At 66.5% G+C, this 22,263-nt stretch carries 21 protein-coding genes; 3 read left to right on the top strand and 18 right to left on the bottom strand.

The features are described from left to right. Positions 1–1,218 (top strand): Rieske 2Fe-2S domain-containing protein, encoded by a 1,218-nt coding sequence (locus AB4Z46_RS00915; RefSeq protein ID WP_442281588.1) that lies wholly within the window; start codon positions 1–3, stop codon positions 1,216–1,218. 19 nt (positions 1,219–1,237) lie between these two features. On the opposite strand, the gene AB4Z46_RS00910 is transcribed toward AB4Z46_RS00915, so the two are convergent. Genes AB4Z46_RS00910 through AB4Z46_RS00895 form a run of 4 tightly spaced genes read right to left on the bottom strand, consistent with a single transcriptional unit; the run spans position 1,238 to position 4,607 of the window. Continuing rightward, positions 1,238–1,705 carry a MarR family winged helix-turn-helix transcriptional regulator gene (locus tag AB4Z46_RS00910; protein ID WP_442281587.1) on the bottom strand — a complete coding sequence of 156 codons (468 nt, stop codon included), beginning with the start codon at positions 1,703–1,705 and terminating at the stop codon, positions 1,238–1,240. 7 nt (positions 1,706–1,712) lie between these two features. After that, the gene (gene fghA / locus AB4Z46_RS00905) at positions 1,713–2,582 is read right to left on the bottom strand and encodes an S-formylglutathione hydrolase (RefSeq protein ID WP_442281586.1); all 870 of its coding nucleotides are present in this window, start codon (positions 2,580–2,582) and stop codon (positions 1,713–1,715) included. After that, positions 2,579–3,490: an alpha/beta fold hydrolase gene (locus AB4Z46_RS00900; RefSeq protein WP_442281585.1), complete on the bottom strand. Its 912-nt coding sequence runs from the start codon at positions 3,488–3,490 to the stop codon at positions 2,579–2,581. Before AB4Z46_RS00900 ends, fghA begins: the two co-directional genes overlap by 4 nt. A 10-nt stretch (positions 3,491–3,500) precedes the next feature. Further along, the gene (locus tag AB4Z46_RS00895; protein WP_442281584.1) at positions 3,501–4,607 is read right to left on the bottom strand and encodes an S-(hydroxymethyl)glutathione dehydrogenase/class III alcohol dehydrogenase; all 1,107 of its coding nucleotides are present in this window, start codon (positions 4,605–4,607) and stop codon (positions 3,501–3,503) included. 65 nt (positions 4,608–4,672) lie between these two features. Here AB4Z46_RS00895 and aroQ point away from each other — a divergent pair, with 65 nt between their 5' ends. Then, on the top strand, positions 4,673–5,125 hold the full coding sequence (aroQ, locus tag AB4Z46_RS00890) for a type II 3-dehydroquinate dehydratase (protein ID WP_442281583.1): 453 nt from the start codon (positions 4,673–4,675) through the stop codon (positions 5,123–5,125). Then, positions 5,122–5,778, top strand: coding sequence for a DNA-3-methyladenine glycosylase I (locus AB4Z46_RS00885; RefSeq protein WP_442281582.1), 657 nt, complete (start codon positions 5,122–5,124; stop codon positions 5,776–5,778). The genes aroQ and AB4Z46_RS00885 overlap by 4 nt, the downstream gene beginning before the upstream one ends. Here AB4Z46_RS00885 and AB4Z46_RS00880 read toward each other — a convergent pair. The 14 genes from AB4Z46_RS00880 to AB4Z46_RS00815 form a co-directional block, all read right to left on the bottom strand. Further along, entirely contained in the window at positions 5,775–7,403 is a 1,629-nt protein-coding gene (locus AB4Z46_RS00880) for a SpoVR family protein (protein ID WP_442281876.1), read from the bottom strand. The two genes, AB4Z46_RS00885 and AB4Z46_RS00880, sit on opposite strands and share 4 nt — an antisense overlap. Continuing rightward, positions 7,289–8,572 (bottom strand): YeaH/YhbH family protein, encoded by a 1,284-nt coding sequence (locus AB4Z46_RS00875; protein ID WP_442281875.1) that lies wholly within the window; start codon positions 8,570–8,572, stop codon positions 7,289–7,291. Before AB4Z46_RS00875 ends, AB4Z46_RS00880 begins: the two co-directional genes overlap by 115 nt. A 27-nt stretch (positions 8,573–8,599) precedes the next feature. Beyond that, positions 8,600–10,522 (bottom strand): PrkA family serine protein kinase, encoded by a 1,923-nt coding sequence (locus AB4Z46_RS00870; protein ID WP_442281581.1) that lies wholly within the window; start codon positions 10,520–10,522, stop codon positions 8,600–8,602. A gap of 481 nt (positions 10,523–11,003) precedes the next feature. After that, a complete protein-coding gene (gene dnaJ, locus AB4Z46_RS00865) occupies positions 11,004–12,143 on the bottom strand; it encodes a molecular chaperone DnaJ (protein ID WP_442281580.1) in 1,140 nt (379 codons plus the stop codon). A gap of 91 nt (positions 12,144–12,234) precedes the next feature. Then, positions 12,235–14,166, bottom strand: a complete 1,932-nt coding sequence (gene dnaK, locus AB4Z46_RS00860) for a molecular chaperone DnaK (RefSeq protein ID WP_442281579.1) — start codon at positions 14,164–14,166, stop codon at positions 12,235–12,237. Between the two features lie 105 nt (positions 14,167–14,271). Continuing rightward, positions 14,272–14,838, bottom strand: coding sequence for a nucleotide exchange factor GrpE (gene grpE / locus AB4Z46_RS00855; RefSeq protein WP_442281578.1), 567 nt, complete (start codon positions 14,836–14,838; stop codon positions 14,272–14,274). A gap of 157 nt (positions 14,839–14,995) precedes the next feature. Next, the gene (locus AB4Z46_RS00850) at positions 14,996–15,346 is read right to left on the bottom strand and encodes an FKBP-type peptidyl-prolyl cis-trans isomerase (RefSeq protein WP_442281577.1); all 351 of its coding nucleotides are present in this window, start codon (positions 15,344–15,346) and stop codon (positions 14,996–14,998) included. Between the two features lie 64 nt (positions 15,347–15,410). Further along, complete coding sequence (locus AB4Z46_RS00845) at positions 15,411–15,737, bottom strand: winged helix-turn-helix transcriptional regulator (protein ID WP_442281576.1); 327 nt, start codon at positions 15,735–15,737, stop codon at positions 15,411–15,413. Between the two features lie 141 nt (positions 15,738–15,878). Continuing rightward, on the bottom strand, positions 15,879–16,736 hold the full coding sequence (asd, locus tag AB4Z46_RS00840; RefSeq protein ID WP_442281575.1) for an archaetidylserine decarboxylase: 858 nt from the start codon (positions 16,734–16,736) through the stop codon (positions 15,879–15,881). Between the two features lie 67 nt (positions 16,737–16,803). After that, on the bottom strand, positions 16,804–17,796 hold the full coding sequence (locus AB4Z46_RS00835) for a Bug family tripartite tricarboxylate transporter substrate binding protein (protein ID WP_442281574.1): 993 nt from the start codon (positions 17,794–17,796) through the stop codon (positions 16,804–16,806). A 33-nt stretch (positions 17,797–17,829) separates the two neighbouring features. Next, entirely contained in the window at positions 17,830–18,804 is a 975-nt protein-coding gene (locus AB4Z46_RS00830) for a Bug family tripartite tricarboxylate transporter substrate binding protein (protein WP_442281573.1), read from the bottom strand. Between the two features lie 46 nt (positions 18,805–18,850). Beyond that, on the bottom strand, positions 18,851–20,437 hold the full coding sequence (garD, locus tag AB4Z46_RS00825; RefSeq protein WP_442281572.1) for a galactarate dehydratase: 1,587 nt from the start codon (positions 20,435–20,437) through the stop codon (positions 18,851–18,853). 12 nt (positions 20,438–20,449) lie between these two features. Continuing rightward, positions 20,450–21,745, bottom strand: a complete 1,296-nt coding sequence (locus tag AB4Z46_RS00820; RefSeq protein ID WP_442281571.1) for a TRAP transporter large permease — start codon at positions 21,743–21,745, stop codon at positions 20,450–20,452. 2 nt (positions 21,746–21,747) lie between these two features. Continuing rightward, complete coding sequence (locus tag AB4Z46_RS00815) at positions 21,748–22,236, bottom strand: TRAP transporter small permease (protein ID WP_442281570.1); 489 nt, start codon at positions 22,234–22,236, stop codon at positions 21,748–21,750. Positions 22,237–22,263: the final 27 nt, after the last annotated feature.

Genomic DNA, 22,263 nt, shown 5'->3' with positions numbered 1-22,263 from the left:
ATGAACGCACCCCAAGACCAACCACGCATCATTCCGATCCGCAGCGCCTACGAGCTGCCGGAACCCGTCGTGCGCGACGAGCTCGTGCGCACCGGGCGCGGCACCGCCATGGGCGAACTGCTGCGCCGCTATTGGCATCCCGTCGGCCTGGCGAGCGATGCGGCGGACACGCCGCGCCAGATCCGGGTGCTCGGCGAAGACCTGATCCTCTTTCGAGCCGGCAACGGCGAGGTCGGCCTGCTGCATCCGCGCTGCGCGCACCGGGGGACTTCGCTGCTCTACGGCAAGGTCGAGGACGACGGCATCCGCTGCTGCTACCACGGCTGGAAGTTCGGGCCCGGCGGGCAATGCCTGGATCAGCCCTGCGAGCCTGATGGCGGCTCTCGCGTCGGCCGCATGCTGCAGCCGGCCTATCCGGTGGCGGAGCGCTACGGCCTGGTGTGGGCCTACATGGGCCCGCCGGACCGGCAACCGGTGCTGCCGCGCTTCGAGCCTTTCGAAAACCTGGAGGCGGGCGAGTTCCTCGAGGCCGACGACCAGAGCATCGGCGGCGGCGGCCCGGTGATCGTCGACTGCAACTGGTTCCAGCACTACGAGAACGTGGTCGACCCCTGGCACGTGATGGTGCTGCACGGGAGCTTCTCGGGCGTGCAGTTCACCGACGCGATGCTGCGGGCGCCCACCATCCGCTTCGACGCCACGCCGCGCGGCGTGAAGGTGACCTCGCTGCGCACGCTCGACGACGGCTCGATCTTTCGCCGCGTGACCGAGGCCTGCGTGCCGACCTGGCGCGTGGTGCCGAATCCGCGCGTGGGCCGGTACGCGCGGGTCGAGTCGCTCGGCTTCGTGCTGCCGATCGACGACACGCACTTCCGCATCTACACGGTGGCGCGGGTGCGCACGCCCGGCGAGCTGACCGGTTTCCGTTCACGCCAGGGCGGCAAGCTCTGGAGCGAACTGAGTGCCGACGAGCACCGGCGCTTTCCGGGTGACTACGAGGCGCAGAAGAGCCAGGGCGACATCACCTGGCATTCGCACGAGAACCTCGCCACCAGCGATCGGGGCATCGTGCTGCTGCGTCGGCTGCTGGCGCAGCAGGTCAAGGCGGTGGCCGAAGGCGGCGATCCGGTCGGTGTCGGCTTCGATCCCGGAGACGACCTGGTGTGCTTCGAGGCCGGCAACTTCCACGATCCACGGCCCGTGGACGCAGGCGGCTGAACGGGCTGCCGGACTGCGTTCAGGGCTGCGTCTTTTCTTCTTCCTCGATCAACGCGAGCGCCTTGGCCTTGAGCTTGCGCAGCACGGCGACCAGCTGGGCGGCCTCTTCCTCGCTCAGCTCGTCACGGAAGGCGCGGTCGCGCAGCTGCGCAGTGCGCGCCAGGCTCCTGGCCTTCTTGCGGCCCGCGGCGGTGAGCGAGAGCTGGGCCGATCGGGCGTCGGTGCTGTGCGCGCGCCGCTCGACCATGGCGCGCTCCACCAGCGCGCTCACGATGCGGCTGATCTGCGCCTTGTCGGTGCTGGAGTAGTCGGTCAGGGCGCGCAGGGTGACAGGCTGCAGGTGCTCGATCAGCGCGAGCGTTCGCCATTCCATCAGGCTCACGTCGTGCTCCCTGCGAAAGCGCAGGGCGGCGCTGCGGCGCAGCGCGTCCGAGGCGCTGTTGACTTCGTAGCTCAGCAACGGGAGGAAGGCGGGTGCGGCGCTCATTGCGAGATCAGGCCCGCAGGAGGCTCCGGCCATGGTGGGCCAGGTGGTCCGCGACGAAGCTCTGGATGAAGTAGTAGCCGTGGTCGTAGCCTGCGTGGCGGCGCAGCGTGAGCGGCTGGCCGGCGCTCGCGCAGGCGGCCTCGAAGAGATGCGGGTGGAGCTGTTCGGCGAGGAATTTGTCGGCCAGGCCCTGGTCGACCAGGATGCCTTCGGGGAAGGGCGCCACGGTTTGCGATTGCATCAGGGCGCTGGCGTCGTGCGCCAGCCACTGGCTGCGATCGGCGCCGAGGTAGCCGTTGAACGCCTTCTCGCCCCAGGGGCACTGCGTCGGCGCGCAGATCGGCGCCAGCGCCGAGAGCGATTGGAAGCGGCCTGGATGACGCAGCGCGAGCGTCAGCGCGCCATGGCCGCCCATCGAATGGCCGAAGATGCCGATGCGCTCGCCGTCGACCGGCAGTGCCTGCGCGACCAGCGGCAGCAGCTCGTGGATCAGCCAGCTTTCCAGGCGCCAGTGCGCGGCCCAGGGCGCCTCGGTGGCGTCGAGGTAGAAGCCGGCGCCGATGCCGAAATCCCAACTCGCGGTCGCACCCTCGATGTCCTCGGCGCCGGGCCCGCGCGGACTGGTGTCGGGTGCGATCAGCGCCAGGCCGAGCTCGGCCGCCAGCCGCTGCGCGCCGGCCTTGACCATGAAGGTTTCCTCGCTGCAGGTCAGGCCCGCGAGGTACAGCACGGCCGGCACCGGCCCGCGCTCCGCCTGCGGCGGCAGGAAGACCGAGAAGCGCATCGGCAGCCCGATCTCGCGCGAATCGTGTTCGAGGAAGCGTTGCGTGCCGCCGAAGCAGCGGTGTTCGGAAAGCGTCTTGAGGCGGTCTGTCATGTCTTCGATGCGGGGATGAGTTCGAGCACCGCATCGGCGAACACGCGCGGCGCCTCCTGCGGCATGTTGTGGCCGACGCCGGGCACGATGCGGTGCGAGCGGGGGCCGGTGAAGCGGTGGGCATGCACCGACGCATCGCTCACGGGACGCACGCCGTCGTCGGCGCCGTCGAAAGTGATGGACGGCACGCCGATCGGTGGTTGCGCGGCCAGCCGTGCCTCGATCCCGGCATAGGCCGGATCGCCCGGCACCAGGCCGAAGCGGTGACGGTACGACTGGATCACCACCTCGACGAAATCGGGGTGGTCGAAGGCGGCCGCGCTGCGTTCGAAAGTCGCATCGTCGAAGGCCCAGGTCGGCGACCAGAGCCGCCACAGCAGCCGCGCAACGCCGCGCCGGTCTTCTGCCAGCCCGGCGCGTCCGCGTTCGCTGTGGAAGTAGTACTGGTACCAGAGCCGGTGCTCGTTCTCTGCGACCTCGGGCCGCATCGCCTTGGCGATGTCCTGGATGTTGTAGCTGTTGAAAGAGACCAGTCCGACGCAGCGCTCGGGCCATAGCGCAGCCACCACGCAGGCGGCGCGCCCACCCCAGTCGTAGCCCGCGAGCACGGCACGCGGGATCGCCAGCGCATCGAGCAGCGCAAGCAGGTCGGCGCCGAGCGCCGCCTGCTCGCCCGAGCGGGGCGTGGCATCGTTCAGGAAGCGCGTCGCGCCGTAGCCGCGCAGGTACGGCACGATGACCCTGCAGCCCGCCTCGGCCAGCATCGGCGCGACCTCGGCATAGCTGTGGATGTCGTACGGGAAGCCGTGCATCAGCAGCACGGGCGGCCCGTCGGGCGGGCCGGCCTCGAAATACGCGATCTCGAGCACGCCGGCTTCGATCGTTCGCAGCGACTCCATGCGGATCATGGCTCTTTGCTCAGTAGAGAACGACTCCGCGGATCGACTCGCCGCGCTTCATCAGGTCGAAGCCTTTGTTGATGTCCTCCAGCGGCATGGTGTGCGTGATCAGGTCGTCGATGTTGATCTTGCCTTCCATGTACCAGTCGACGATCTTCGGCACGTCGGTGCGCCCGCGCGCGCCGCCGAAGGCCGAGCCTTCCCATTTGCGCCCGGTGACCAGCTGGAACGGCCGCGTGCTGATCTCGGCCCCCGCCTCGGCCACGCCGATGATGATGCTGCGGCCCCAGCCCTTGTGCGTGCACTCCAGCGCCTGGCGCATCACCTGGGTGTTGCCGATGCACTCGAAGCTGTAGTCGGCGCCGCCGTCGGTCAGCTGCACGATGGCGTCCACCACGTTGGGCGTGTCCTTCGGGTTGATGAAATGCGTCATGCCGAACTTGCGCGCCATCGCCTCGCGCTCGGGATTCAGGTCGACGCCGATGATCTTGTCGGCACCCACCATCTTCGCGCCCTGGATCACGTTCAGGCCGATGCCGCCCAGGCCGAAGACGACCACGTTGGCGCCGGCTTCCACCTTGGCCGTGAAGATCACGGCACCGATGCCGGTGGTCACGCCGCAGCCGATGTAGCAGACCTTGTCGAAGGGGGCATCTTCTCGGATCTTGGCCAGCGAGATCTCGGGCGCCACCGTGTAGTTGCTGAAGGTGCTGGTGCCCATGTAGTGGAAGATCGGCTGGCCGTCGAGGCTGAAGCGGCTGGTGGCGTCGGGCATCAGGCCCTTGCCCTGGGTGCCGCGGATCAGCTGGCACAGGTTGGTCTTGCGGCTCAGGCAGAACTTGCACTGGCGGCACTCGGGCGTGTAGAGCGGGATGACGTGGTCGCCCTTCTTGAGGGTGGTCACGCCGGGGCCGACGTCCACCACGATGCCCGCGCCCTCGTGGCCGAGGATGGCCGGGAAGATGCCTTCGGGGTCGGCGCCCGAGAGCGTGTAGTAGTCGGTGTGGCAGATGCCCGTGGCCTTGATCTCGACCAGCACCTCGCCGAACTTCGGCCCCTCGAGGTCGACGGTTTCGATGGTCAGCGGGGCTCCGGATTTCCAGGCGACGGCGGCTTTGGTTTTCATGGGTCTTGCGGATTCGGTTCAGGAACCGGGCACTATAAGATGACTGCCAATTGGAGCGCCACGTCATGAAGAAAGTCCTTGTCCTCAACGGCCCGAATCTCAACCTGCTCGGAACCCGCGAGCCCGCGCAATACGGCTACGAGACGCTGGCCGACGTCGAGCGCATGTGCCTGGAAACAGGGGCTGCGCTCGGTGTCGAAGTCGAGTGCCGCCAGTCCAATCACGAGGGCCAGTTGATCGACTGGATCCACGAGGCCGGGCGCGAGGTCGCGGCCGGACGCATGCTCGGCGTGGTGATGAACCCCGGGGCCTATACCCACACCTCCATCGCGCTGCACGATGCGATCAAGGGCGCCAGCGTGCCGCTGATCGAGCTGCACATCTCCAACGTGCATGCCCGCGAGGAGTTCCGCCATCACTCGTACATCTCGCCGGCCGCGCGGGGGATCATCGTCGGGCTCGGCGTCAAGGGCTATCCGCTCGCGATCGAGGCGCTGGTGCGCGTGAGCGCAGCGTGACGCCCGAGCGAGCCGGCCTGTTCGAAGGCGTGGATGGCGCCTGGCGCTGCCGCTGGTGCGAATCGACGCCGGTCTACCGCGCCTACCACGACAGCGAATGGGGCTTCCCGGTCACCGACGAGCGTCGGCTGTTCGAAAAGCTGTGCCTCGAAGGCTTCCAGGCCGGCCTGAGCTGGCTCACCATCCTCAACAAGCGCGAGGCCTTCAGGCGCGGCTTCGCGGAGTTCGATGCCGAGCGCATGGCGCGCTTCGGCCCGAAGGACGTCGAGCGGCTGCTCGCCGATGCCGGCATCGTGCGCCATCGCGGCAAGATCGAGTCGGCCATCAACAACGCCCACCGGGTCATCGAACTGCGCGCCGAGTTCGGCTCGCTGGCCGCCTATGCGTGGGGCTTCGAGCCCGATCCGGCTTCGCGTCCCAAGCGCATCACGCACGAGGCGTTGAGGACCATGACGACATCGCCGGAATCGGTCGCGATGTCCAAGGACCTGAAAAAACGTGGCTGGAGTTTCGTCGGCCCGACCACCGTCTATGCCTTCATGCAGGCGATGGGACTGGTCAACGACCATGTGGAGGGCTGCCATGCGCGCGAGCAGGCATTGAAGGCTCGCGCCGAGATGGGGCTCACCCCCAGGGGGCGGTCGCGCCGCTAGGCCGCCTGCGGTCCGGGGACCTTGCGGTGATTGATCCGCCCCTGGCTGTCGACGCTCTCGAGGTGGACGTCGAAGCCCCACAGCCGGGCCACGTGCTTGAGCACCTCGGTCGAATCGTCGTGCAGCGGCCGGTTGTTGTGCTGCGTGTGACGCAGCGTCAACGAGCGGTCGCCGCGCAGGTTCACGCTCCACACCTGGATGTTGGGTTCGCGATGATTGAGGTCGTACTGGCGGGACAGCGATTCGCGCACCTGCCGATAGCCGCTGTCGTCGTGGATCGCCGACACCTCGAGCTCGGACTCGCTCTCCTGGTCGCGGACGGTGAAGAAGCGGAAATCGCGCATCAGCTTCGGCGACAGGAACTGGCCGATGAAACTCTCGTCCTTGAAATTGCGCATCGCATAGTCGAGCGATGAGACCCAGTCGGAGCCCGCCAGGTCGGGGAACCAGCGCCGGTCCTCCTCGGTCGGCTTCTCGCAGATGCGCCGGAGGTCGGTGAACATCGCGAAGCCCAGCGCATACGGATTGATGCCGCTGTACGCGCGATGGCCGATCGGCGGCTGGAACACGACGTTGGTGTGCGACTGCAGCCATTCCATCATGAAGCCGTCGGCCAGCAGGCCTTCGTCGTAGAGCGTGTTGAGCAGGGTGTAGTGCCAGAACGTGGCCCAGCCTTCGTTCATCACCTGCGTCTGGCGCTGCGGGTAGAAGTACTGCCCGATTTTGCGCACGATGCGCACCACTTCGCGTTGCCAGGGATCCAGCAATGGTGCATTTTTCTCGATGAAGTAGAGCAGGTTCTCCTGCGGCTCGGACGGAAAGCGCTTCGACGCCTCTTCCTCTTCCGCGCTGCGGCCGCTCTTGCGCGGCAGGGTGCGCCAGAGGTCGTTGACCTGCTGCTGCAGGTGGTGCTCGCGTTCCTCGCGCCGCGCCTGCTCCTGGCTCAGCGACAGCCGCTGCGGCCTCCGGTAGCGATCGACGCCATGGTTCATCAGCGCGTGGCAGGAGTCGAGCAGGTCCTCGACCGCCGACACGCCGTGGTGCTCCTCGCAGTCGGAGATGAAGTTCCGGGCGTAGACCAGGTAGTCGATGATGGACGAGGCGTCGGTCCACATCTTGAACAGGTAGTTGCCCTTGAAGAAGCTGTTGTGGCCGTAGGCCGCGTGGGCGATCACCAGGGCCTGCATGGCCATGGTGTTTTCTTCCATCAGGTAGGCGATGCAGGGATCGGAGTTGATCACGATCTCGTAGGCCAGGCCCATGTGGCCGCGCCGGTAGTTCTTTTCGGTGGCGATGAACTGCTTGCCGTAGGACCAGTGGCGGTAGATGACCGGCATGCCGACCGAGGCATAGGCGTCCATCATCTGCTCGGCCGTGATGATCTCGAGCTGGTTGGGGTAGGTGTCGAGCTTGTAGCCGCGCGCCACCCGCGCGATCTCGGTGTGGTACTGCTCGATCAGCTCGAAGGTCCAGTCGGAGGGACTGGGCAAGGGTGTCCGTGTCCTGTCGTTCACGCCGCACCTCTTTCTTTCTTGAACAGGTCGCGGAACACCGGATAGATGTCCTGCGCATCGCTCACCTTGCGCATCGCGAAGTTCTTGTGGGCGTCGATGAGCTGGCTGTATTCCTCCCACATGTTCTGCTCGGCCTCGGCCACCTGCACGTAGGCGTAGTAGCGCACCAGCGGCAGCAGGTGATCGCTCAGGAGCTCGCGGCAGCGGCCGCTGTCCTGATGCCAGTTGTCGCCGTCGCTGGCCTGCGCGCCGTAGATGTTCCATTCGCCGCTGGGATAGCGCGCGCGCACGATGTCGAGCATCAGCGTCAGTGCGCTGGAGACCACGGTGCCGCCGGTTTCGGTGGCGTGGAAGAACTCTTCCTCGGTGACTTCCGAGGCCTGCGTGTGATGGCGGATGAAGACCAGGTCGATCTTTTCGTAGTGCCGCGTCAGGAACATGTACAGCAGCATGAAGAAGCGCTTGGACATGTCCTTGCGCGCCTCGTCCATCGAGCCCGAGACGTCCATCAGGCAGAACATCACGGCCTTGGCCGACGGAATCGGCACCTTGACCCGGTTGCGGTAGCGCAGGTCGATCGGGTCGAGGAAAGGCACGCGCTTGGCCTTGGCGCGCAGCTCCTCGAGCTTGGTCTCGGTCTCGCGGATCTCGCGCTGTATCAGCGCGTCCGCGGCGCGCGGGTTGCGCTGCAGGTGCAGCAGGTGGGCCTCGAGCTCGCGGATCTCGCGCCGCTCATCGCCGCCGAGCGCGATGCGCCGGGCCAGCGCGCCGCGCATCGAGCGCACCACGTGCAGGTTGCTCGGACTGCCGTCGCTCACGAAACCGGCGCGGTGGCTCTTCCACTCGGGCACTTCGGCCAGCTGGGTACGGATCAGATGGGGCAGGGCGAGGTCCTCGAAGAAGACCCGCATGAACTCTTCCTTGGTCAGGCGGAAGACGAAGTCGTCCTCGCCGCCCTCGCCGTCGCCGGCCTGCGAGCCGCTGCCCGAGCCGCCGCCGCCCTGCGGACGTTCGATACGGTCGCCCTTGACGTATTCCTTGTTGCCCGGATGTACGTACTCGCGGTCACCGCCCTGGCCGTGGCCGAAGACGGGCTCGGACACGTCGCGCTTGGGCAGCGTGATGTCCTCGCCCTGTTCGAGGTCGCGAATCCCGCGGCCGCTGACCGCACGGCGCACGGCCTCGCCGATCTGCTCGCGATAGCGCCGCAGGAAACGCTCGCGGTTGCCAATGGACTTGTTCTTGCCCGACAACCGACGGTCGATGATCTGCTGCAGCATGGCCACGGCCGGATCTCCTTCAGCTCATCATGAGCTCTTGCGAACGCGCAAATACCACTCGCACAGCAGGCGAACCTGCTTGGCCGTATAGCCCTTGTGGACCATGCGGTTGACGAAGTCTTCGTGCTTCTTCATCTCGTCGGCGCTGCTCTTGGCATTGAAGCTGATGACCGGCAGCAGTTCCTCGGTGTTCGAGAACATCTTCTTCTCGATCACGGTGCGCAGCTTCTCGTAGCTGGTCCACAGCGGGTTCTTGCCCGCGTTGCCGGCGCGCGCGCGCAGCACGAAGTTGACGATCTCGTTGCGGAAGTCCTTCGGGTTGCTGATGCCCGCGGGCTTCTCGATCTTCTCGAGCTCGGCGTTGAGCGAGCCGCGGTCGAACACCTCTCCGGTGTCCTGGTCGCGGTATTCCTGGTCCTGGATCCAGTAGTCGGCGTAGGTCACGTAGCGGTCGAAGATGTTCTGGCCGTATTCCGAATAGCTCTCGAGGTAGGCGGTCTGGATCTCCTTGCCGATGAACTCCGCATAGCGCGGCGCCATCAGCTCCTTGATGTAGGACAGGTACTTCTGCTCGGTCTCGGGCGCGAACTGCTCGCGCTCGATCTGCTGCTCGAGCACGTACATCAGGTGCACCGGGTTGGCGGCCACCTCGCTGCTGTCGAAGTTGAAGACCTTCGAGATGATCTTGAACGCGAAACGCGTCGACACCCCGCTCATGCCTTCGTCGACGCCGGCGTAGTCGCGGTACTCCTGCATCGACTTGGCCTTCGGGTCGGTGTCCTTGAGGTTGTCGCCGTCGTAGATCTGCATCTTGCTGAAGATGCTCGAGTTCTCGGGCTCCTTGAGCCGCGTCAGCACCGAGAACTGGGCCATCATGCGCATCGTGCCGGGCGCGCAGGGCGCGTGCGCGAGCGACGAGTTGCGCACCAGCTTCTCGTAGATCTTGATCTCCTCGGACACGCGCAGGCAGTAGGGCACCTTCACGATGTAGATGCGGTCGAGGAAGGCCTCGTTGTTCTTGTTGTTGCGGAAGGCCTTCCACTCGCTCTCGTTGCTGTGCGCGAGCACGATGCCGTCGAAGGGGATGGCGCCGAAGCCCTCGGTGCCCTTGAAGTTGCCCTCCTGCGTGGCGGTCAGCAGCGGATGAAGCACCTTGATCGGCGCCTTGAACATCTCGACGAACTCGAGCAGGCCCTGGTTCGCCAGGCAGAGGCCGCCGGAGTAGGCGTAGGCGTCCGGGTCGTCCTGGGCATAGTCTTCCAGCTTGCGGATGTCGATCTTGCCGACCAGCGAGGAGATGTCCTGGTTGTTCTCGTCGCCCGGCTCGGTCTTGGCGACCGCGACCTGGCGCAGCACGGAGGGGTAGCGCTTGACGACCTGGAACTTGCGGATGTCGCCGCCGAACTCCTCCAGCCGCTTCACCGCCCAGGGCGAAAGGATGCGCTGCAGGTAGCGCCGGGGGATGCCGTATTCCCGTTCGAGAATCTCGCCGTCCTCGGCCGCGTCGAACAGGCCCAGTGGGGTCTCGTTGACCGGCGAACCCTTGATCGAATAGAAGGGCACGTGCTCCATGAGCTGCTTCAGTCGCTCGGCGATCGAACTCTTGCCGCCGCCGACCGGGCCGAGCAGGTAGAGGATCTGCTTCTTTTCCTCCAGGCCCTGCGCGCCGTGCCGGAAATACGACACCACCTGCTCGATGGCGTCTTCCATGCCGTAGAACTCCCGGAAGGCCGGGTAGATCTTGATCACCTTGTTGGCGAAGATGCGCGACAACCGGGGGTCGTTCCGCGTGTCGACCAGTTCGGGTTCTCCGATGGCCTTGAGCATGCGCTCGGCCGCCGTGGCGTAGGCCATCGGTTCCTGCTTGCAAATCTCGAGATAGTCCTGCAGGGACAGAACCTCTTCGCGCGTACGCTCGTACCGAGCGGCGAAGTTACTGATGACATCCATAGACACCTCCATCGAGTCAGCGGGGCGCTGCCCGGGGTTTCCGTGCTGCACACGTTGCATCGTTCGCAGGAATGGTGCCAGGTGATGTGTGCACGCTTTGGAATGACCCCTCAAGCAGGAACTTGCTCAAAGCATAGAACAAAGAGCGCGTCGAGCAAATTGCTTTTCAAATAAGAATTTCATCGTCGTAAAAAAGTTCCAGCGGAAAGCGGCAGCAATTGGCGAAAACCGGACCCGCCGTTTCCCCGTTCAGGCCATCGTACGAGGATGCCGGCTTTCGTGCACGGGACCGTCCTGTCCGCAGTCGTCGTCCGCAGGTTCTGTCCATATGTCTCAATGATCTGTGCCGGATCAACGCCCGAGGCGGCGCCGTCGCCGACCGGGTCGAGCGGCGGAGGCCAGCGGACACAAAAAAAGCGGCCCGCGGGCCGCCTGGATTCCGACGCTGCCGGACGACCGGCCACCGCCACGGACGTGGCGATCAGCTGAAAAACTCCTTCGCCTTGTCGAACCAGCCCTTGTCGGTCGGACTGTGCTTTTCGCCGCCTTTCTTGAGCGACTCGTCGAGCTCCTTCATGAGCTTGCGCTGGTGCTCGGTGAGCTTGACAGGCGTCTCGACCCGCACATGGCAGTACAGGTCGCCCGGGTAGCTGGAACGCACGCCCTTGATGCCCTTGCCGCGCAGGCGGAACTGCTTGCCGCTCTGGGTGCCGTCGGGGATGTCGATGGCCGCCGCGCCCTTCAGCGTCGGCACGTTGATCTCGCCGCCGAGCGCCGCGGTCGTGATGCTGACCGGCACCACGCAGTGCAGGTCGTCGCCGTCGCGCTCGAACAGTTCGTGCTTCTTGAGCCGGATCTCGATGTAAAGATCGCCCGGAGGGCCGCCGTTGGTGCCGGGCTCGCCGTTGCCGGTGCTGCGGATGCGCATGCCGTCGTCGATGCCGGCGGGGATCTTCACTTCCAGCGTCTTGTTGTTCTTGATCTTGCCCTGGCCGTGGCAGGTGGTGCAGGGCTCGGGAATGATCTTGCCCGAGCCGTGGCAGGTAGGGCAGGTCTGCTGCACGCTGAAAAAGCCCTGGCGCATCTGGACCGCGCCCTGGCCGTGGCAGGTGGTGCAGGTGATCGGCTTGGTGCCGGGCTTGGCGCCGGTGCCCTTGCAGGTGCCGCAGTCGTCCCAACTCGGGATCCGGATCTGGGCGTCCTTGCCCTCGGCTGCTTCCTCGAGCGTGACTTCCATCGCATAGCTCAGGTCGCTGCCGCGGAACACCTGGCGGCCGCTGCCCTGGCGGCCCCCGCGGGCGCCGCCGAAGACGTCGCCGAAGATGTCGCCGAAGGCCTCGGCGAAGCCGCCAAAGCCCTCCGCGCCCGGACCGCCGCGCATGTTCGGGTCGACGCCCGCATGCCCGTATTGGTCGTAGGCGGCCCGCTTCTGGCCGTCCGACAGCATTTCGTAGGCTTCCTTGACCTCCTTGAACTTGGCCTCGGCCTCCTTGCCGGTGTCACCGTGGTTGCGGTCGGGGTGGTGCTTCATCGCGAGTTTGCGATAAGCCTTCTTGATTTCCTCCTCGCTCGCGTTCTTGGGAACGCCGAGGGTCTCGTAATAGTCGCGTTTGGTGGCCATGGTCGGGGTCGGTGGCGGATGTCGGGGTCAGGAAGCGGAAAAGGCTGGACCGCCTCGCAAGGGGGTCCAGCCTCGGGTCAGGACGAGGGGATCAGCCCTTCTTGACTTCCTTCACTTCGGCGTCGACGACGTTGTCGTCCGCCGGCGCGCTGGCAGCTTCCGGGCCAGCGCCCGGGCCGCCGGCCGCACCTGCAGCCGCCTGGGCGTCGGCGTACATCTTCTCGCCGAGCTTCTGGCTGGCGCTCATCAGCGTGTTGGTCTTTTCCTCGATCGAGGCCTTGTCCTCGCCCTTCAGGGCTTCTTCGACGTCCTTGATCGCGGCTTCGATCTTTTCCTTCTCGCCGGCGTCCAGGCTGGCGCCGTGCTCGCCGAGCGACTTCTTGACGCTGTGCACCATGGCTTCGCCCTGGTTGCGGGCCTGGGCCAGTTCGACCTTTTTCTTGTCCTCGGCCGCGTTCAGCTCGGCGTCCTTCACCATCTTCTGGATCTCGTCCTCGGACAGGCCCGAGTTGGCCTTGATGGTGATCTTGTTTTCCTTGCCGGTGCCCTTGTCCTTGGCGCCGACGTGCAGGATGCCGTTGGCGTCGATGTCGAAACTGACCTCGATCTGCGGCGTGCCGCGCGAGGCCGGCGGGATGCCCTCGAGGTTGAATTCGCCGAGCAGCTTGTTGCCGGCGGCGACTTCACGCTCGCCCTGGAACACCTTGATCGTCACGGCCGGCTGGTTGTCCTCGGCGGTCGAGAAGGTCTGCGCGAACTTGGTCGGGATCGTGGTGTTCTTGGTGATCATCTTGGTCATCACGCCACCCATGGTCTCGATGCCCAGCGACAGCGGGGTGACGTCGAGCAGCAACACGTCCTTGCGGTCGCCCGACAGCACCTGCCCCTGGATGGCGGCGCCGACGGCCACGGCCTCGTCGGGGTTCACGTCCTTGCGCGGCTCCTTGCCGAAGAACTCCTTGACCATCTCCTGCACCTTGGGCATGCGGGTCATGCCGCCGACCAGGATCACGTCGCTGATGTCGGACACGCTGACGCCGGCATCCTTGATGGCGGTACGGCAAGGCGCAATGGTGCGTTCGATCAGCTCGTCGACCAGGCTTTCGAGCTTGGCGCGCGAGAGCTTGATGTTCAGGTGCTTCGGACCCGAGGCGTCGGCCGTGACGTAGGGCAGGTTGATGTCGGTGGCGGCGCCGTTCGACAGCTCGATCTTGGCCTTCTCGGCCGCTTCCTTGAGGCGCTGCAGCGCGAGCACGTCCTTGCTCAGGTCGACGCCCTGTTCCTTCTTGAACTCGGAAATGATGTAGTCGATGATGCGCTGGTCGAAGTCCTCGCCGCCCAGGAAGGTGTCGCCGTTGGTCGACAGCACTTCGAACTGCTTCTCGCCGTCGACGTCCGCGATCTCGATGATCGAGATGTCGAAGGTGCCGCCGCCGAGGTCATAGACGGCGATCTTGCGGTCGGCCTTGTCGTGCTTGTCGAGGCCGAAGGCCAGCGCAGCGGCGGTCGGCTCGTTGATGATGCGCTTGACGTCCAGGCCGGCGATGCGGCCGGCGTCCTTGGTGGCTTGGCGCTGGCTGTCATTGAAGTACGCGGGCACCGTGATCACGGCCTCGGTGACCGGCTCGCCGAGGTAGTCCTCGGCGGTCTTCTTCATCTTGCGCAGGATTTCGGCGCTGATCTGCTGCGGCGCGAGCTTCTTGCCGCGCACTTCCACCCAGGCGTCGCCGTTGTCGGCCTTGGTGATGCTGTAGGGCATCAGGTCGATGTCCTTCTGGACTTCCTTTTCCTCGAACTTGCGGCCGATCAGGCGCTTGACCGCGTAGATCGTGTTCTTCGGGTTGGTGACCGCCTGACGCTTGGCCGAGGCGCCGACCAGCACTTCGCCGTCTTCCTGGTAGGCCACGATCGAGGGCGTCGTGCGGGCGCCTTCGGAGTTCTCGATCACACGCGTGGTGTTGCCTTCCATGATCGACACGCACGAGTTGGTGGTGCCGAGGTCGATGCCGATGATTTTGGCCATGTTTGTTGCTCCTGGAATCTGAAATGAGGTTGTTGTGAACTTGTGGATAACCCGCTTCGATTCAAGGGACGAAGCGGGGATTTCCTGTGGGTTTCTTGTTGGTTTTCAGCTCGGGCTGCTGACGGTCACCAGGGCCGGGCGCAGCACGCGGTCGGCGATCGTGTAGCCCTTCTGGAGCACGCTCGCGATCGTGTTGGGCTCCTGGCCCGGCACCGGCACCACCGAGATCGCCTGGTGCTGGTGCGGGTCGAACTTGCCGCCGGCCGGCGGCGCGATCTCGATCACCTTGTTGCGTTCGAGCGCGCTCTTGAGCTGGCGTAGGGTGGCCTCGGTGCCTTCGCGCAGGTGCTCGGTGGTCGCCTCGGGGATCGCCAGCCCGGCTTCGAGGCTGTCGAGCACGGGCAGCAGGCTCTCGGCGAAGCCCTCGATCGCGAACTTGCGGCCCTTGGTGATCTCTTCGTCGGCCCGGCGGCGGGCGTTCTGCACGTCGGCCTGGGCGCGCAGGAACTGGTCGGCCAGCTCGGCGTTCTTGGCCTTCAGCGCGGCGATCTCGGCCTGGGCCGCAGCCAGCGCGTCGGCTTCGTTCGCCGCCTGGGCGGCCTCGCGTTCTTCGGGGCTGGGTTCACCTTGCAGGGTGTCGGGGTTCAGAGGGGTGTTTTGCGGGTCTGACATGCTCAAAATGCCGGCTGCCACGCCGGAAATCAATGAAAAACGAACAATAGCCAGCCATTTGGGGCTCGGCGGGCGGTTTTCAAGACAAAAAAATGCGCCGGCAGCGGCGCATTCGGGGGCCTCATTGGCGCTGGACAAGCCGGCGCCGAGGGTCAGCTCAGTGGGCGTCCAGCAGCTCGACGTCGAACTTGAGAGTGGCGTTGGGCGGGATCACGCCACCGGCGCCGCGGGCGCCATAGCCGAGGGCGGCCGGGATGATCAGGGTGCGCTTGCCGCCGATCTTCATGCCGGCGACGCCTTCGTCCCAGCCCTTGATGACCTGGCCGGCGCCCAGCGAGAAGGCGAACGGGTCGTTGCGGTCGCGGCTGGAATCGAACTTGGCGCCCTGGACGCCGTCGTTGAAGAGCCAGCCGGTGTAGTGCACATGCACATGGTGGCCGGCCTTGGCTTCGGCGCCTTCGCCGACCGTGGTGTCTTCGTATTGCAGGCCGGAGGGAGTGGTGGGCATGGAGCGCTCCTTGGGGATTTGGAAAAGGGTGGAAAACCGGGCAGTTTAACGACCCTGCCCGGTGCTACGGCGCGGGAGGAGGCGCCGTCTTCTTGACCTGGGTCTGCTGCCACCTGCCCGCGAAGGCCTGCAGGTCCGACAGGCGCTTGAGCAGGTCCTGGCCGCTCAGGGTCAGGCTGTAGCCTTCGCTGCCGTGGTTCACGAGCCCGGCCTCCCGGAGCTCCTTGATGCGGGTGTTCAGCGTGTTGGGCGTGATGCTGCCGACGCTGTCCTGCAGCAGGCGGAAGGTCTGCGCGTGGCCGTCCCGCAGGGCCCAGAGGACGCGCAGCGCGTAGCGGGCTTCCAGCAGCGCGAGCAATTGGCTGACGGCTGCGTTTTCCTTGCTGCTCATCGACTTCATCTCCTCGGGTCGCCGCGTGTTCTTTTTTAGGGGGGTGTGGGGCCACCCGGAATCGGCCGGCGACTATATCCCAGAAGGCAGGTTGCTACAAGTTTTATAGCTGACGCGGCAGGCAGGCTGCGGCCTGTGGGATCACGGCGTTGAGCGAGGGTAGTTGGCCATCGCTTCGCCGAGCCGCACCGGGCGGGCCGGCGCCCAGTCCGGCGCGAAGGCCAGCGGCGGGGCCGGAAACAGCATCACCACCGTGGAGCCGAGCAGGAAGCGCCCCATTTCCTCGCCCTGCGCCAGCACGATCTGACGATCGGCGTAGTGCCATTCGCGCACCTCGCCGCCGCGCGGCGGATTGACCACGCCGTGCCAGACCGTCGCCATGCTGCCCACGATGGTCGCGCCGACCAGCACCAGCACGAAGGGGCCGCGGGCCGACTCGAAGACGCAGACCACGCGCTCGTTGCGCGCGAACAGGCCGGGCACCCCGCGCGCGGTGGTCGGGTTGACCGAGAACAGCTCGCCCGGCACATAGATCATGCGCAGCAGGCGCCCGTCGCACGGCATGTGGATGCGGTGGTAGTCCTTCGGGCTCAGGTAGAGCGTGGCGAAGCTGCCGTGCTCGAATTGCGCGGCCAGCGCGGCGTCGCCGCCCACCAGCGCGGTGGTCGAATAGCGGTGGCCCTTGGCCTGGAAGATCCGGTCGCCCTCGATGGCGCCGAACTGGCTGATCGCGCCGTCCACCGGCGAGACCAGGTCGGCCTGGGCCAGCGGCCGCGCTCCGGGTTTGAGCGCCCGGGTGAAGAAGGCATTGAAGCTGGGATAGCTCGCGATGTCGCTGTCGAGCGCCTCGCCCATGTCGACGCCGTACTTGGCGACGAAGCGGCGGATGATCCAGGTCGTGACCGAGCCGCGCTCCTTGCCCGCGACCCAGCCGGCGAAAGTGGTCAGCGCCTGCTTGGGGAAAAGATATTGAGGCAGGACGGGGAGGCGATCGGACAAGAGGTGTTCCCAGGAAAACGGAAGGCGATTCTATCGACCGCCTGGCGCGCGTTTCGCAGGACGAAATCTACTCGGCTTTGATGTTGGCGGCCTTGATGACCTGCGCCCATTTTTCCACTTCGGCCTTCTGGAAGGCCGCGATCTGCGCCGTGCTCAGGTCGGCCGGTTCCATGCCGAAGCCCTTCATCTTCTCCTGCATCTCGGGCTGCGCGAGGATCTTGCGGATCTCGGTGTGCAGGCGGTCGACGATCGGCGCCGGCGTGCCGGCCGGCACGAAGATCGCCTGCCAGGACACGACTTCGAAGTCCGCCAGCCCCGGGATGCCCGATTCGGCGATCGTCGGCACCTCCGGCATCGAGGCCAGGCGCCTGGCCGAGGTCACGGCCAGCGCGCGCAGCTTGCCGCTCTGGATGTGCGGGCCCGCGACCACGGTGGTGTCGAACATCATGTCGACCTGGCCGCCGATGACGTCCTGGATCGCCGGGCCGCTGCCCTTGTACGGGATGTGCGTGAACTTGACGCCCGACTTGTAGGCCAGCAGTTCCAGCGCCAGGTGCTGCGAGGTGCCGGTGCCGGCCGAGGCCGACGACAGCCCGCCCGGCTTGGAGCGGCTGGCCTCGAGCAGGTCCTTGAGCGTCTTGTACGGGCTCGCCTGGTTGACCACCAGCACCACCGGGTTGGTGCCGATCAGCGTCACCGGCGCAAAGGACTTCAGCGGGTCGTAGCCGATCTTGGGATAGAGGCTGACGTTGATGGCGTGCGAGCTGATGGTGCCGCCCAGCAGCGTGAAGCCGTCGGGCGCCGCGCGCGCCGCGATCTCCGAGCCGACGCTGCCGCCGGCGCCGCCCTTGTTGTCGATGACGACGCTGGTGCCCAGCACCGGCCCGAGCTTCTGGCTGATCAGCCGCGCCAGCACGTCGGTGGTGCCGCCGGCAGGGAAGGGGACCAGGTAGGTGATCGGCTTGGCCGTCGGCCATTGGCCCTGCGCGAGGGCGGGCAGGGCCGGCAGGCCGGCGGCCAGCGAGGCGAGTGCGGTGTGGATCAGGGTGCGGCGTTGCATGGTGGTCTCCTGCTTGGTCTGTCCCGCAAGGTCTCAGGGCTTGATGTTGAGCTTGGTGATCAGGCTCTTGTAATAGGCGTTGTCCCGCGCCAGCGTCTCCTTGAAGACCGCGCCGTCGGTGTAGACGTAGCCCAGGTTCTGCTTGTCCATGGCCTCGCGCATCATCGGCTCGGCGGCTGTCTTGGCGGTGATCTCGCGCAGCCTGGCCATCACTTCGGGCGGCGTGTTCTTCGGCGCGCCGAGGCCGCGCCAGGTGCCGATCGAGAGATCGATGCCGCGCTCCTTGGCGGTCGGCACCTTCTCGAAGCCCTTCACGCGCTGGTCGGCCATGACCATCAGCATCCTGAGCTTGCCCGACTGCACGTGGGTCGTGACCTCGGCCGGGCTCACCGCCACCGCCTCGATGTGGCCGCCGAGCAGCGCCAGCACTGCGGGCGCGGCGCCCTGGAACGGGATGTGGCCGAACCTGGCGCCGGTCTTGTCTTCGAGCGCGGCCGCGGCCAGGTGCCAGATCGAGCCGTTGCCGGAATTGCCGACGCGCACGCTCTCCGGGGACTTCCTGGCGGCGGCCAGGAATTCCTCGACCGTGTTCCAGGGCGCGTCGGCCTTGACCGTGATCGCGGCCGGGTCGGCGTTGAGCTGCGCGATCGGCTGGAAGTCGTCGTAGTTGAACTTGGCCAAGCCGAGGTGCGGCAGCGTGAGCAGTTCCACAGTCAGCACCGCGAGCTTGTAGCCGTCGGGCTTGGCGTTGATGACCTCGGTCCAGCCGATCGCGCCGCCGGCGCCGGGCCGGTTGACGATCACCATGGTCTGCGTCATGTGCTTGCGGCTGGCGTCGGCGAAGGTGCGCGCCAGTCCGTCGGTGCCGCCGCCCGGCTGGTAGGGCACCAGCAGTTCGATGGTGCGGTTCGGGAAATCGGTGTCGGCCGCGGCGGGCGCCGCCAGGCCGAGCGACAGGGCGGTGGCGGTCGAGAGCGCGGCCAGGCGGCGCAGGAAGGTTGTTTTCATCAAGATGCTTGTCTCCGTGGTTGACTAGGGGTGCGCTCGTGCGCCTTCAGGTGACCGGCGCCGGGTTGAACAGCACCAGCGCGTTGTGCAGCTTCCACTGCTCGGCCCAGGTCTTCCTGCGGCCGCTGGCGACATCGAGCATCAGGCGGAACAGCTCCCAGCCCACGTCCTCGATGGTGGCGTCGCCGTCCGCGATGCGCCCGGCGTTGACGTCCATCAGGTCGTGCCAGCGGCGCGCCAGGTCGCTGCGGGTCGCGACCTTGATCACCGGCACCTCGGCCAGGCCGTAGGGCGTGCCGCGGCCGGTGGTGAAGACATGCAGGTTGATCCCGGCGGCCAGTTGCAGCGTGCCGCAGATGAAATCGCTGGCCGGCGTGGCGGCATAGAGCAGCCCCTTCTGCCGGGCCTTCTCGCCCGGCGCGACCACGCCCGAGATCGGCGCGCTGCCGCTCTTGACGATCGAGCCCATCGCCTTTTCGACGATGTTCGAGAGGCCGCCCTTCTTGTTGCCCGGCGTGGTGTTGGCGCTGCGGTCCACGCGCCCCTTGTCGAGGTAGGCGTCGTACCAGGCCATCTCGCGGATCATCGCCTCGGCCACCTCGGGCGTGGTGGCGCGCGCGGTGAGCTGGTCGATGCCGTCGCGCACCTCGGTGACTTCCGAGAACATCACGGTGGCGCCGGCGCGCACCAGCAAGTCGGTGCAGAAGCCCACCGCCGGGTTGGCCGTGACGCCCGAGAAGGCATCGCTGCCGCCGCATTGCACGCCGACGACCAGCTCGCTGGCCGGTACGGTCTCGCGCCGGCGGGCGTCGAGGCGCTCGAGGTGCTCCTCGGCCTGCCGCAGGATCGAGTCGACCATCGACATGAAGCCGACATGGGCGTCGTCCTGCAGGCAGACGACGTCGAGCTTGGCCTCGGCGCTGTCTCCCACGTCGGCCACGTTGCGTTCGTCGATCAGCGGAATGGTGCCCGGCGGCATCAGGCGCTCGGGCTGCAGCTTCTCGCAGCCCAGGCTCACCACCATCACCTCGCCGCCGAAGTTCGGATTCAGGCTGATGTTGCGCAGCGTGCGGATCGGGATGATGGCGTCGGGCGCATCGATCGCGACGCCGCAGCCATAGCTGTGCTCGAGGGCCACGACGTCGTCGACGTTCGGGTACTTGGGCAGCAGTTCGGCCTTGATGCGCTGCACCGCGAACTCGGTGACGCCGGCGACGCACTGCACGGTCTGGGTGATGGCGAGGATGTTGCGCGAGCCCACCGAGCCGTCCGGATTGCGATAGCCCTCGAAGGTGTAGCCCTCGAGCGGCGGCATCGCGGGCGGCTTCACGGTGGCGATCGGCAGGCCTGCGAGCTCGCGGGCAGCGGGCATCTTCAGCAGCCGCTCGTGCACCCAGCTGCCGGCCGGAATGTCCTTCAGCGCATAGCCGATCGCGACGTCGTAGCGCCGGACCACGCCGCCCTCGGGAATGTCGGCCAGCGCCACCTTGTGGGCCTGCGGCACCTTCTCGCGCAGGGTCAGGCCCGAGGGGAACACCGTGCCGGCCGCCAGCCCGCCGTCGTTGGCCACGATCGCGACGTTGTCGTTGGCGTGCATGCGGATGTAGAGCGGCGGCTTGACGGCTTCGGACATGGCGGTGCTCCTTTACTTGACGACCATGAAGAGGCTGGGGAGCCAGGTCGAGAAGGCTGGCACGAAGGTGACGACGCCGAGCGCGAAGATCAGCGCGCCGTAGAAGGGCCAGATGGTCTTCATCACCGTGCCCACCGAGACGCCGCCGATCGCGCAGCCGACGAATTGCGTCGTGCCCACCGGCGGCGTATTGAGGCCCAGCGCGCAGTTGATCAGCATCACGATGCCGAACTGCACCGAGCTCATGCCGTAGTGCTGGGCGATCGGCAGGAAGATCGGCGTGCACAGCAGGATGGTCGCCGCCATGTCGAGGAAGGTGCCCAGCACGAACAGGATGATGTTGATCAGCAGGAAGATCACCCAGGGCGTGCTCGTGACCTCCGACAGCATCTGCCCCGTGAGCTCGGCGACGCCGTAGAGGCTGATGAGATAGCCGAAGGTGCTCGAGATGCCGATCAGCAGCAGGATCACGCCGGTGGTGCGCACCGCCTTCGAGGCCGCCTTGATGAAGTGCTCCCACTTCAGCGTGCGGTAGACGAAGATCGTCAGCGCCAGCGCATACAGCACCGCCACCGCGGCCGACTCGGTCGCGGTGAACACGCCCGACAGGATGCCGCCGAGGATCAGCACGACGATGAACAGGCCGGGCAGGGCGGCCGCGAACGAGCGGCCGACGATCTGCCAGCCCGGGAAGCTGCCGGCCGGGTAGCCGCGCTTCACCGCCACCAGGTAGGCCGCCGCCAGGTTGCTGAGCGTGAGCACCGCCGCCGGCAGCAGCGCCGCCAGGATCAGCGCCGCGATCGAGACCTTGCCGCCGGCCGCGAGCGAATAGATGATCAGGTTGTGGCTGGTCGGCATCAGGGCGCCGACCAGTGCCGCGTGGGTCGTCACGTTGACCGCGTAGTCGGCGTGATAGCCCTCCTTCTTCATCATCGGGATCATCACCGCGCCCATCGCCGAGACGTCGGCCACGGGCGAGCCCGAGACGCCGCCGAACAGCGTGCAGGCGACCACGTTCGACATGCCCAGGCCGCCGCGCACGTGGCCCACCAGGTCGCGCGCCAGGTTGACGATGCGGTCGGCGATGCCGCCGTAGAGCATCAGCTCGCCGGCGAAGATGAAGAACGGGATCGCGAGGAACGAGAAGATGCCCATGCCCGAAGTCATCTGCTGGAAGCCGACTTCGAGCGGCAGCCCTTCGTAGAGCAGCGTGGACAGGGCCGACAGGCCGATCGAGAACGCCACCGGCACGCCGAGCAGCAGGAACAGCGTGAAGCTCACGCACAGGATCAGGAGAGGAATGGTCATGCTCAGCCCCAGGCGGGTTCGACTTCGCGGCCTTTGGCGAGCGCGATGATGTGTTCGATCGAGAACATCACGATGAGGACGCCGGACACGGCGGCCGGCACGTACTTCCATCCTTCCGAGATCCACAGCGTGGGCAGCCGGTAGTCCCAGACCGACTCGGCCAGCGAGGCGCAGTTCCAGGCCATCGCGGCGCCGAACAGCAGGATCAGGAAATGGATCAGGAACTCCATCTTCAGGCGAAGCCAGTCGGGCGCCAGCACCAGGAAGGATTCGAGGCCGATGTGACCCGCGTCGCGCACGCCGACGGCGACGCCGAGCATGGTCACGTAGAGCACCAGCAGCAGCGCCAGGCTCTCGGCCCAGGTGGGGGTGTTGTTGAGGACATAGCGGCCGAACACCTGCCAGCTCACGGCGCAGATCACCGCGACGAGGCCGAAGATGCCCAGCCACATGCAGGCGCGAGCCAGCGTGCGGCAGAGTTTCGTGTACATGGTTTGCCTTGGCCCCTCTCGCGTGCG

Origin of the sequence: Variovorax sp. M-6 (assembly GCF_052114385.1) — a bacterium.
In the GTDB taxonomy this organism is placed as follows: Bacteria; Pseudomonadota; Gammaproteobacteria; order Burkholderiales; family Burkholderiaceae_C; genus Variovorax.
Note: the sequence above shows the minus strand (reverse complement) of the source record. Positions and strands in the feature narration are given on the sequence as shown.